At 41.1% G+C, this 13306-nt stretch carries 4 protein-coding genes; all 4 read right to left on the reverse strand.

The window, feature by feature from the left end; all coding sequences use genetic code 11:
- Positions 1 to 7: 7 nt before the first annotated feature.
- The 4 genes from L0669_RS19035 to L0669_RS19050 all read right to left on the reverse strand — a co-directional run bounded on the left by L0669_RS19035 (position 8) and on the right by L0669_RS19050 (position 13075).
- Complete coding sequence (locus L0669_RS19035) at positions 8 to 922, reverse strand: PorP/SprF family type IX secretion system membrane protein (protein WP_263759427.1); 915 nt, start codon at positions 920 to 922, stop codon at positions 8 to 10.
- Positions 923 to 962: 40 nt separating this feature from the next.
- Positions 963 to 2282, reverse strand: a complete 1320-nt coding sequence (locus tag L0669_RS19040) for a T9SS type B sorting domain-containing protein (RefSeq protein ID WP_263759428.1) — start codon at positions 2280 to 2282, stop codon at positions 963 to 965.
- A 615-nt stretch (positions 2283 to 2897) separates the two neighbouring features.
- The gene (locus L0669_RS19045; RefSeq protein ID WP_263759429.1) at positions 2898 to 4610 is read right to left on the reverse strand and encodes a hypothetical protein; all 1713 of its coding nucleotides are present in this window, start codon (positions 4608 to 4610) and stop codon (positions 2898 to 2900) included.
- Positions 4611 to 4705: 95 nt separating this feature from the next.
- Positions 4706 to 13075, reverse strand: coding sequence for a hypothetical protein (locus L0669_RS19050; protein WP_263759430.1), 8370 nt, complete (start codon positions 13073 to 13075; stop codon positions 4706 to 4708).
- Positions 13076 to 13306 lie beyond the last annotated feature (231 nt).

Raw genomic sequence — 13306 nt, forward strand, 5'->3', positions numbered from 1 at the left:
TTAATCATTAGAAGAATCTAGGCGTTACCAATCTTGTTTTCGCACCTTTTACTAAATCAAATCGCAAGAAAAACTCATGAGAACCAGAATTATATTTACCTAATTTTGTGGTTTCAAAATCATAAGCATATCCTATTTGCAAACCGTTTGTAACCTGAAAACCAGCCAATCCACTAACGGCTGCGTCCCAACGGTAAGCACCACCAATCGTAAATTTGTCATTGATTAAAAAGTTGGCAGACACGTCTACCGCAAGCGGCGCTCCTGAAACAAACTTGGTTAAAACTGCCGGTTTGAATTTTAAGTACGGATTAAGATCGAATACATATCCTGCAATACCGTAAAAGTGTGATTTTGTAGAATAAATCGAAGCTACATCACCATCTTTGTAATGATCTGTTTTTAATAATGACGGTGCAGAAATACCGGCATACCAGTTGTAACTGTGTACATATATACCGGCACCGATATTAGGGGAGAACATGGTTTGTACTCCGGTCATATAGATGTCCGGATTTTCCATCTTTAGCTTCGTATAATCTACTTCAAAATTGGCGAAACCTCCGGAGATACCAAATGATACTTTTAGATCACCGCCTCCTTGTATGGTATATGCATAATTTACCATAAAATTGGTGTTTTTAGTTGGCCCTATCTGATCGCTTGCCACATTTAATCCTAAGGCATTACTGTCGTTTAAGGGACTTTGAATAGAGAAGTTCATTGTTTTTGGCGCTCCGTCTAATCCTACCCATTGTGTTCTGTACAAGCCCATTGCACTTAATACGCCTCTTGATCCGGTATAACCAGGATTAAAAGTCATTGTATTGTACATATATTGCGTGTATTGCGATTCCTGCTGTGCCGAAACCTCAAAAACACCAAACAGCAATATGGCTGTTATATAAAAAATCTTCTTCATTAGTTCTAATTCTTAATTACTTTAATTTTTCTATTTCTTATTATTGATTATTAATATACAGGTAACCTGATTTTTGTTTGCCTTTTCCTTCTTTTGTAGTATACTTTATAGTATAGAAGTACGTTCCTGTTGGCAATTTATCTCCACGATTGAATGTTGCACGGCCATCTGAATAACCTCTAAATACATTATCGCTTTCGTTGTATGATTTTGCAGTGTATACCTTAACACCCCATCTGTTGAAAATTTCGACTTCATTATCCGGAAACTGATCAATTCCTTTGATACGGAATGTATCGTTGATACCATCATCATTTGGAGACATAGCATTAAAGACTTCTATATCATAAATTTCTATTTCTTCCTCGACAATTGCCATCGTAAAGATGCCGTAACCGCTCACCTGCCCCATTAGTAAATAAGAATAAGGCTGACCGTAAATTTCACTGCCCAAAACTCCTTTTTCGTTTACCCACTCGCCATTAGTTTCGTCCCAACGTACGATAGCTACCTGAGTATTAGGACTCAGATTAAAAAACTGAGACGGAGTAGCCCCTCCTTCTTCATCAAGACTCAGACTTAAAACAATTTTCTCGTTTCCGTCATCGTCTTTGGTTACTTTCCAGTATTCTTTGTCATTAATAAAAAGAATCCCTTTTTGTTTCTTGTTATGAGGGTATTTAGGATCTGAATTTTCGTGGAAATATTCTGTAGTATGAATATTTGCTTCGCTGGATCCTGCTTCATGAAAAGTAGGTCTGTAAAACAAATCATTTCCTACCGGAAATTCAAAAGCGGCTTTTCCGTTTTTTTGCACTTTTCCATCTACAAAACTTAAATCTGTAGCGTTTGAATGAGAGGCTGTTTCATTAAAAATCATTTTGGCATCATTATATCTTGCATTGATAATTCCGTTTTTAAAATTCGAATTATTCCCTACTGCGATAATGGTTTTTAGATCAAAAGGCACTAAATCTGACAAGTTTTCAAAAATTACATTCTGCAGGTTTGACGTTTTTTTCCCTTCTCCTTCAATAAGTTGCTGCTGTGTACCTCTAAACAAAGTAGTCCCTGCACTTGGCACGTTATAGGATACTGTACCGTCATTTTTCCAGTTTTGAAAAATGTATACATTGCCATCATTAATAAAATTTCCTGAAGTGGCGTTGATATAATTCATATCAACAGACATAATAGTATTGTCTTTTACATTTACCTCTCCTGAATTAAAAAACTGTGCCTTTATATCCTGACTAGCGCATAAACTAACCATAAGAGCTATAACACTCGCCGAACCTTTGCTATTTAATAAAACAGAATCAGGTTGATTTTCTATTTTAAATAAAGTATTGTTTTTCATACACCGTGTTTTAATTTTTTATACAAATTGTACTATAAATTACGATGCGAAATTAAATCAATACTAAAATTCTCTTATCCCTTAAAAGTTATTGGTATATCAAAATAGGGTCAATTAATTTGAGATTTTGCTTTTGAAAAATAAGGACAAAGCATTCACTCTAACTATTTTAATTATTTACCTGATTTATAAACTCTCTAAAAAGTAAAAAAGGATTAGCAGGATTGTAAAATCAATTTGTTTTCTCGCTATTGTGAAGAAAAAATTAATTCGTATAAATAAAAAATGGGAAAGCATGACTTTCCCATTTTAACAATAACCAAATCTAAAAAGCTTAATTTTAAAATTATATTTTCACTTACTTTTATAGTGCAAATATCTGTTTTTAATATAATCACAAATACTCTAATCTGCTTTTATAGTTGCAGAATAGGGTAAATAAAGCTAAGAGAATATACTTTTCAAAAACTTTTGTTTTCTATTTTCCTTTAAAGCCTATACCAACTCGTAATTACTTTTGTATAATTTATCGTTTTTCAACTTAATTCATAATTAAAATCTTTAATATAAAAAGAGGGAAATACATTCCCTCTTTATAATTCAAACAATAGCTTATTAATTAATGTAAAATATTTCTCTCATATCTATTGTAATCGATCCCGCTGAATCTCCTGTTATGACGTTATACATCGGAAAAACTACAGTGCCTCCCTTATTTGGAGTACCATATAATTTAAAATCTGCAGTTTGGCCATTCTCATCGAAAGTATAAACCCCTTGATTAGATTCAAGTGTCATACCATTTGCAACACCTTTAAACGAAAACAAACCCAATTGTTCTGTCTGAATATTTATTTTAATATCCAGACCCGATGCTGGAACAATAGGATTAAAAAGACTGATTGAATTTTTTAAATATTGGTTAGTAGCTGAATTTAACAATGGGTCATAAACTCCTAATGCAATATTTGCAACAAGCTTATCTATAGTAAAGGGGTGGTTTGGAGAGTTTAAACTACATATCTCACTTTTGGTAATATTATTATATAGAAAACTAAAAGTATCCAAATACATATAACCTCCACCTCCTTGATTAATTGTTAAAGGAGGCACCTTGCTATTTACAGGTCTTAAATAAACATCCTGAATTCCTACTTTATCAATATAACCAGCAAAAGTATACATCATCCCTACCTTTACTATATCAGGATCAGGCTTTGTCCCAATATCAACAAAACCGGGTCTTGTTACATTTATTTTTACTTTTATATAGTCATTCTCTCCAAAAGTGTATCCTACATAAAATAATCGAGCTCCTCCAGAAATTGATGCTCCCGTACCTAAGCCAATACCTCCGGAAAAAACAGAACCTGTGCAAACAGCAGTAAAGACTGCTTTCTCTGCTGAAACATAAATTGTCACCGTACATTGTGCCAGACTTATATCGTTCTTGTCAAAGAAGTTAAAAGCAATTTTTCCGTCGCCCGGAACTGTATCTACGCTGCCTTTTAAATCCAGTATAATCTCCGTAGCTCCCAAACTAACTGATCCTGAACCTTCAAACCATAAGCCATGTACCGTATTGGTTTTTATATAATAGTTCCCTGATTTCGATACTGCTATTTTTAGTTTTAATGTTTGGCCACTTGCACTACTTCCTTCAAGAATAGTCCCTACAAACGATGACTGGTCGCAATTTATGGTAAAAGCAGCTTTGTTTTCGACAACTGTAGCTTTAAAATTAGCAGTACCTGCACAAATTGGGTTTGCAGACTGATCGAATAAATCAAATGTAAGTTCACCTGCTGCTGTAGGCGTGCCTAATGCAGGAACCTGAATAGTATGTTCCCCTATATCCAGAATAGTGCTTAAATAAAAACGTATTCCGTTTTGGGTGTTAGTATATAAAACCAATGGTCCGCCTTTGGTCACTTTTACCTTTACTTCCATGAATTCATTATCACCGGCCACTTTGTCTACGTTATAGGTTCCTTTAATAGTACTTTGCGAACAAATAAATTCAACTTCGGCATTAGAGTATGTACTACAATCACTCCATTTAGTACCTTTCCAGAACTGTAAACAATCAGTGTCGGTATTAAAAACAGTAAGCCCTTTAGATACCCCTGCAAGATTAGTACTTAACTCATTTATTTGATCTGTAGTTAATCGAGGCGGCATAAAACCTTTTTTTCCATCCTGCGAAAGGATTTCCATAGTAGCGTGTTCGTCTCCATTTTGAGTTCCACCTACTACAACCGGCGCCTGCGCAAAAGTTTGCGCTACAGTAAGTGCCGTAAATATTAATGTATAAACTATTTTTTTCATTGTTTTTTCTTTTATTGTTGTTTTATGAACTACAGTATATAAGTCCCGGTCATTTATCATGACCGGGCTTATTTCTGTTGCAAATAATCTACGTATTACATCGTGTATGTGATTACGTACCAATTTGTACCATCAGATTGTAAGGTAACTTTCATGCTTCCTGAACTTGTTCCGCCAAAAATGCTGGCAGTTATGTAAGCATGTTGTTCTGCATCAGAATATATTACAGGAACATTAAATTTTACAGTTACTGCTTTAGTACCATTAAGCACATTAAACTGATTAATTACCAATATTCTACCTGTATTCTTAGTAGCATCCGGAAGTTTAATTGTAATATCATCGGTTAAATTTCTAGCAATAATCGTATAATCAGTATCTGTTACTTCATAATCATTTTTAATGATATTGATCTGCATTACGTTTGGTTTTGCTATAGTCTGCCATCCTACTACACCTTCGGAAATTGTTGCTAACACTTCTCCAACTGTTGTTGAAGGAACGATATCTACGTAAGAATCGACTAATGTAGCTCCTGCTCCTTGCACCTTTAAAACTGTAGGCGCCGTTGTAGTTTTTAGAGTTTTTGCATTTATTAAACTTGAAACATCTACGCTACTAGGTTTAACCCATTGTGCTTCTCCATCTTTTGTTGTTAAGACGTCGCCTGCGTTACCGGTTCCTACTGATGAAATACCTTCAATAATGTTTTTCACATTTTCATCATTAAAAATATCTGCTGCATTGTGTACAACATCAGCTACTACATCTATAACAGTCTCAGTAGTTCCTTCATTAGTATAAGTATACTTACCATTATTGGCAGTATCTTTTATTAATGTTGTTACTGTCTCATCGGCTTTTACTTTAACCCACTTGCCATCTGCATCTTTAATGTAGATTGCTCCTGTTGTATTGTCAATGTAAACTGTGGCATCAACCGGAATAGAAACTCCATCTGCTCCAGGAGCTCCGGCGCCTCCGCTTACTCCGTCTTTGCCGTCTTTTCCGTTCAACGGAACCCAGTTGCCTTCTGAATCGCGTACATAAACAATACCGGTAGTATTATCGATATACATTTTGATGTCATCTGAGATTGAAACGCCATCCGCGCCAGGGGCACCTGCGCCTCCCGTGATTCCGGCTGCTCCGTCAAGACCATCTTTTCCGTTGTTACCGCTGATCTGAATCCAGTCGCCTGATGCAGGATCTTTAATGTAAACAACTTTGGTATCGGTATTCACCCAGATTGTAACTCCTTCAGGTACAACAGCATCTTTTCCTGGTACTCCAGGTCCGCCCGGTAAACCATCTTTTCCGTCGTTACCATTTACTTTTACCCAGTTACCGTCTGCATCCTTGATGTAGATTGTACCTGTAGTATTATCAATATAAACTGTAGCATCTGCAGGAATAGAAACACCGTCTGCGCCAGGAGCTCCCGCTCCTCCGCTTACTCCGTCTTTTCCATCTTTTCCGTTCACCTGAACCCAGTTGCCGTCTTTATCTTTGATATAGATGTCTCCTGTTGTATTGTCAATGTAAACTGTGGCATCAACCGGAATAGAAACTCCATCTGCTCCAGGAGCTCCGGCGCCTCCGCTTATACCGTCTTTGCCGTCTTTTCCGTTCAACGGAACCCAGTTGCCTTCTGAATCACGTACATAAACAATACCGGTAGTATTATCGATATACATTTTGATGTCATCTGAGATTGAAACGCCATCCGCGCCAGGGGCACCTGCGCCTCCCGTGATTCCGGCTGCTCCGTCAAGACCGTCTTTTCCGTTGTTACCGCTGATCTGAATCCAGTCGCCTGATGCAGGATCTTTAATGTAAACAACTTTGGTATCGGTATTCACCCAGATAGTAACTCCTTCAGGTACAACAGCATCTTTTCCTGGTACTCCAGGTCCGCCCGGTAAACCATCTTTTCCGTCGTTACCATTTACTTTTACCCAGTTACCGTCTGCATCCTTGATGTAGATTGTACCTGTAGTATTATCAATATAAACTGTAGCATCTGCAGGAATAGAAACACCGTCTGCGCCAGGAGCTCCCGCTCCTCCGCTTACTCCGTCTTTTCCATCTTTTCCGTTCACCTGAACCCAGTTGCCGTCTTTATCTTTGATATAGATGTCTCCTGTTGTATTGTCAATGTAAACTGTGGCATCAACCGGAATAGAAACTCCATCTGCTCCAGGAGCTCCGGCGCCTCCGCTTACTCCGTCTTTGCCGTCTTTTCCGTTCAACGGAACCCAGTTGCCTTCTGAATCGCGTACATAAACAATACCGGTAGTATTATCGATATACATTTTGATGTCATCTGAGATTGAAACGCCATCCGCGCCAGGGGCACCTGCGCCTCCCGTGATTCCGGCTGCTCCGTCAAGACCGTCTTTTCCGTTGTTACCGCTGATCTGAATCCAGTCGCCTGATGCAGGATCTTTAATGTAAACAACTTTGGTATCGGTATTCACCCAGATAGTAACTCCTTCAGGTACAACAGCATCTTTTCCTGGTACTCCAGGTCCGCCCGGTAAACCATCTTTTCCGTCGTTACCATTTACTTTTACCCAGTTACCGTCTGCATCCTTGATGTAGATTGTACCTGTAGTATTATCAATATAAACTGTAGCATCTGCAGGAATAGAAACACCGTCTGCGCCAGGAGCTCCCGCTCCTCCGCTTACTCCGTCTTTTCCATCTTTTCCGTTCACCTGAACCCAGTTGCCGTCTTTATCTTTGATATAGATGTCTCCTGTTGTATTGTCAATGTAAACTGTGGCATCAACCGGAATAGAAACTCCATCTGCTCCAGGAGCTCCGGCGCCTCCGCTTACTCCGTCTTTGCCGTCTTTTCCGTTCAACGGAACCCAGTTGCCTTCTGAATCGCGTACATAAACAATACCGGTAGTATTATCGATATACATTTTGATGTCATCTGAGATTGAAACGCCATCCGCGCCAGGGGCACCTGCGCCTCCCGTGATTCCGGCTGCTCCGTCAAGACCGTCTTTTCCGTTGTTTCCACTGATCTGAATCCAGTCGCCTGATGCAGGATCTTTAATGTAAACAACTTTGGTATCGGTATTCACCCAGATTGTAACGCCATCAGGTACAACAGCATCTTTTCCTGGTACTCCAGGTCCGCCCGGTAAACCGTCTTTTCCGTCGTTACCATTTACTTTTACCCAGTTACCGTCTGCATCTTTAATGTAGATTGTACCTGTAGTATTATCAATATAAACTGTAGCATCTGCAGGAATAGAAACACCGTCTGCTCCAGGAGCTCCGGCCCCTCCGCTTATACCGTCTTTTCCATCTTTTCCGTTCACCTGAACCCAGTTGCCGTCTTTATCTTTGATATAGATGTCTCCTGTTGTATTGTCAATGTAAACTGTGGCATCAACCGGAATAGAAACTCCATCTGCTCCAGGAGCTCCGGCGCCTCCGCTTACTCCGTCTTTGCCGTCTTTTCCGTTCAACGGAACCCAGTTGCCTTCTGAATCGCGTACATAAACAATACCGGTAGTATTATCGATATACATTTTGATGTCATCTGAGATTGAAACGCCATCCGCGCCAGGGGCACCTGCGCCTCCGGTGATTCCGGCTGCTCCGTCAAGACCATCTTTTCCGTTGTTACCGCTGATCTGAATCCAGTCGCCTGATGCAGGATCTTTAATGTAAACAACTTTGGTATCGGTATTCACCCAGATTGTAACTCCTTCAGGTACAACAGCATCTTTTCCTGGTACTCCAGGTCCGCCCGGTAAACCATCTTTTCCGTCGTTACCATTTACTTTTACCCAGTTACCGTCTGCATCCTTGATGTAGATTGTACCTGTAGTATTATCAATATAAACTGTAGCATCTGCAGGAATAGAAACACCGTCTGCGCCAGGAGCTCCCGCTCCTCCGCTTACTCCGTCTTTTCCATCTTTTCCGTTCACCTGAACCCAGTTGCCGTCTTTATCTTTGATATAGATGTCTCCTGTTGTATTGTCAATGTAAACTGTGGCATCAACCGGAATAGAAACTCCATCTGCTCCAGGAGCTCCGGCGCCTCCGCTTATACCGTCTTTGCCGTCTTTTCCGTTCAACGGAACCCAGTTGCCTTCTGAATCACGTACATAAACAATACCGGTAGTATTATCGATATACATTTTGATGTCATCTGAGATTGAAACGCCATCCGCGCCAGGGGCACCTGCGCCTCCGGTGATTCCGGCTGCTCCGTCAAGACCATCTTTTCCGTTGTTACCGCTGATCTGAATCCAGTCGCCTGATGCAGGATCTTTAATGTAAACAACTTTGGTATCGGTATTCACCCAGATAGTAACTCCTTCAGGTACAACAGCATCTTTTCCTGGTACTCCAGGTCCGCCCGGTAAACCATCTTTTCCGTCGTTACCATTTACTTTTACCCAGTTACCGTCTGCATCCTTGATGTAGATTGTACCTGTAGTATTATCAATATAAACTGTAGCATCTGCAGGAATAGAAACACCGTCTGCGCCAGGAGCTCCGGCTCCTCCGCTTACTCCGTCTTTTCCATCTTTGCCGTTTACCTGAACCCAGTTGCCGTCTTTATCTTTAATGTAGATGTCTCCTGTTGTATTGTCAATGTAAACTGTGGCATCAACCGGAATAGAAACTCCATCTGCTCCAGGAGCTCCGGCGCCTCCGCTTACTCCGTCTTTGCCGTCTTTTCCGTTCAACGGAACCCAGTTGCCTTCTGAATCGCGTACATAAACAATACCGGTAGTATTATCGATATACATTTTGATGTCATCTGAGATTGAAACGCCATCCGCGCCAGGGGCACCTGCGCCTCCCGTGATTCCGGCTGCTCCGTCAAGACCATCTTTTCCGTTGTTACCGCTGATCTGAATCCAGTCGCCTGATGCAGGATCTTTAATGTAAACAACTTTGGTATCGGTATTCACCCAGATTGTAACTCCTTCAGGTACAACAGCATCTTTTCCTGGTACTCCAGGTCCGCCCGGTAAACCATCTTTTCCGTCGTTACCATTTACTTTTACCCAGTTACCGTCTGCATCCTTGATGTAGATTGTACCTGTAGTATTATCAATATAAACTGTAGCATCTGCAGGAATAGAAACACCGTCTGCGCCAGGAGCTCCCGCTCCTCCGCTTACTCCGTCTTTTCCATCTTTTCCGTTCACCTGAACCCAGTTGCCGTCTTTATCTTTGATATAGATGTCTCCTGTTGTATTGTCAATGTAAACTGTGGCATCAACCGGAATAGAAACTCCATCTGCTCCAGGAGCTCCGGCGCCTCCGCTTATACCGTCTTTGCCGTCTTTTCCGTTCAACGGAACCCAGTTGCCTTCTGAATCACGTACATAAACAATACCGGTAGTATTATCGATATACATTTTGATGTCATCTGAGATTGAAACGCCATCCGCGCCAGGGGCACCTGCGCCTCCGGTGATTCCGGCTGCTCCGTCAAGACCATCTTTTCCGTTGTTTCCACTGATCTGAATCCAGTCGCCTGATGCAGGATCTTTAATGTAAACAACTTTGGTATCGGTATTCACCCAGATAGTAACTCCTTCAGGTACAACAGCATCTTTTCCTGGTACTCCAGGTCCGCCCGGTAAACCGTCTTTTCCGTCGTTACCATTTACTTTTACCCAGTTACCGTCTGCATCTTTAATGTAGATTGTACCTGTAGTATTATCAATATAAACTGTAGCATCTGCAGGAATAGAAACACCGTCTGCGCCAGGAGCTCCCGCTCCTCCGCTTACTCCGTCTTTTCCATCTTTTCCGTTCACCTGAACCCAGTTGCCGTCTTTATCTTTAATGTAGATGTCTCCTGTTGTATTGTCAATGTAAACTGTGGCATCAACCGGAATAGAAACTCCATCTGCTCCAGGAGCTCCGGCGCCTCCGCTTACTCCGTCTTTGCCGTCTTTTCCGTTCAACGGAACCCAGTTGCCTTCTGAATCGCGTACATAAACAATACCGGTAGTATTATCGATATACATTTTGATGTCATCTGAGATTGAAACGCCATCCGCGCCAGGGGCACCTGCGCCTCCGGTGATTCCGGCTGCTCCGTCAAGACCATCTTTTCCGTTGTTACCGCTGATCTGAATCCAGTCTCCAGATGCAGGATCTTTAATGTAAACAACTTTGGTATCGGTATTCACCCAGATTGTAACTCCTTCAGGTACAACAGCATCTTTTCCTGGTACTCCAGGTCCGCCCGGTAAACCGTCTTTTCCGTCGTTACCATTTACTTTTACCCAGTTACCGTCTGCATCCTTGATGTAGATTGTACCTGTAGTATTATCAATATAAACTGTAGCATCTGCAGGAATAGAAACACCGTCTGCGCCAGGAGCTCCCGCTCCTCCGCTTACTCCGTCTTTTCCATCTTTTCCGTTCACCTGAACCCAGTTGCCGTCTTTATCTTTGATATAGATGTCTCCTGTTGTATTGTCAATGTAAACTGTGGCATCAACCGGAATAGAAACTCCATCTGCTCCAGGAGCTCCGGCGCCTCCGCTTACTCCGTCTTTGCCGTCTTTTCCGTTCAACGGAACCCAGTTGCCTTCTGAATCGCGTACATAAACAATACCGGTAGTATTATCGATATACATTTTGATGTCATCTGAGATTGAAACGCCATCCGCGCCAGGGGCACCTGCGCCTCCGGTGATTCCGGCTGCTCCGTCAAGACCATCTTTTCCGTTGTTTCCACTGATCTGAATCCAGTCGCCTGATGCAGGATCTTTAATGTAAACAACTTTGGTATCGGTATTCACCCAGATAGTAACTCCTTCAGGTACAACAGCATCTTTTCCTGGTACTCCAGGTCCGCCCGGTAAACCGTCTTTTCCGTCGTTACCATTTACTTTTACCCAGTTACCGTCTGCATCTTTAATGTAGATTGTACCTGTAGTATTATCAATATAAACTGTAGCATCTGCAGGAATAGAAACACCGTCTGCTCCAGGAGCTCCGGCTCCTCCGCTTACTCCGTCTTTTCCATCTTTGCCGTTTACCTGAACCCAGTTGCCGTCTTTATCTTTGATATAGATGTCTCCTGTTGTATTGTCAATGTAAACTGTGGCATCAACCGGAATAGAAACTCCATCTGCTCCAGGAGCTCCGGCGCCTCCGCTTATACCGTCTTTGCCGTCTTTGCCGTCTTTTCCGTTCAACGGAACCCAGTTGCCTTCTGAATCACGTACATAAACAATACCGGTAGTATTATCGATATACATTTTGATGTCATCTGAGATTGAAACGCCATCCGCGCCAGGGGCACCTGCGCCTCCGGTGATTCCGGCTGCTCCGTCAAGACCGTCTTTTCCGTTGTTACCGCTGATCTGAATCCAGTCGCCTGATGCAGGATCTTTAATGTAAACAACTTTGGTATCGGTATTCACCCAGATAGTAACTCCTTCAGGTACAACAGCATCTTTTCCTGGTACTCCAGGTCCGCCCGGTAAACCGTCTTTTCCGTCGTTACCATTTACTTTTACCCAGTTACCGTCTGCATCCTTGATGTAGATTGTACCTGTAGTATTATCAATATAAACTGTAGCATCTGCAGGAATAGAAACACCGTCTGCGCCAGGAGCTCCCGCTCCTCCGCTTACTCCGTCTTTTCCATCTTTTCCGTTCAATGGAATCCATTTTGTATCGTCTTTCGGATCTCTTATATAAACTATATTAGTTTTATAATCGACATACATTTGGATTTCACCGTCTATACCTGCTGTACCAGCAGCACCCGGTACGCCATTTCCACCTGAAATACCATCTTTTCCGTTGTTACCGCTTTTACCATTAATTGGAATCCAGCTTTCTGGTTTTTCAGGGTCTGCACCAGGTATTAAAATATATACAATATTAGTTTTCTCATCTACAACCAATGAAACTCCTTCTCCAACTTTTCCGTCTACTCCAGGAACTCCATTAATTCCAGCTGCTCCTGCAGCACCTGCTTTACCAGATAATTGAGTCCAAGTGCCGTCTTGATTTTGCATGTAGATTGCGCCTGTACTATTATCTGTATAGAAAGTTACTCCTTCTCCAGGATAATTAGGCTGCCCCATATTACCAGGTGCACCTGTACCTTCAGCAACATTTAAACCACCAACTACTTCATCTGAAGTAACCATTCGATGCCATTTATTGTCATACCAATAGTAGTATCCAGGAGTAATATCTGCAATTTTCTCAGTGTTAAAAACAAGTAAACTATTAACATTTCCATTTATAATGGTAGTGTTATCAGTAGAGCTTTTTAAGTCAACTCGAGGAATCAACATCCCTCTTTTTCCTGTCTCGCCTTCTTTTATCGCATTAATATCAAGCATCGAAGATTTATCGGGATTTTGAGTTCCAATCCCTACCTGAGAGTAAGCCGAATATCCACCTAAAACAAGAAGTAATGGGAGTAATCTATTCTTCATAAGATTTAATCTTTATGGGTTATTAAATTATTTTATTCACTATACTGTAATAAATAAATCAGTCTATAAACAACAAACAAACAGAGTAATCATTAAAATTGCCAGACTTAAGAGTAATTCTCATCGCTTCAGCACGGAATCACCTTCTTAAAATCTGGCATAGAGACGTTTTTACACTGTTATTGTTAATTGCATCATAAATCAATTCATTTTTTACTTTTTACTGATCCT

This window comes from Flavobacterium bizetiae, from assembly GCF_024271895.1.
Classification (GTDB): Bacteria; Bacteroidota; Bacteroidia; order Flavobacteriales; family Flavobacteriaceae; genus Flavobacterium; species Flavobacterium bizetiae.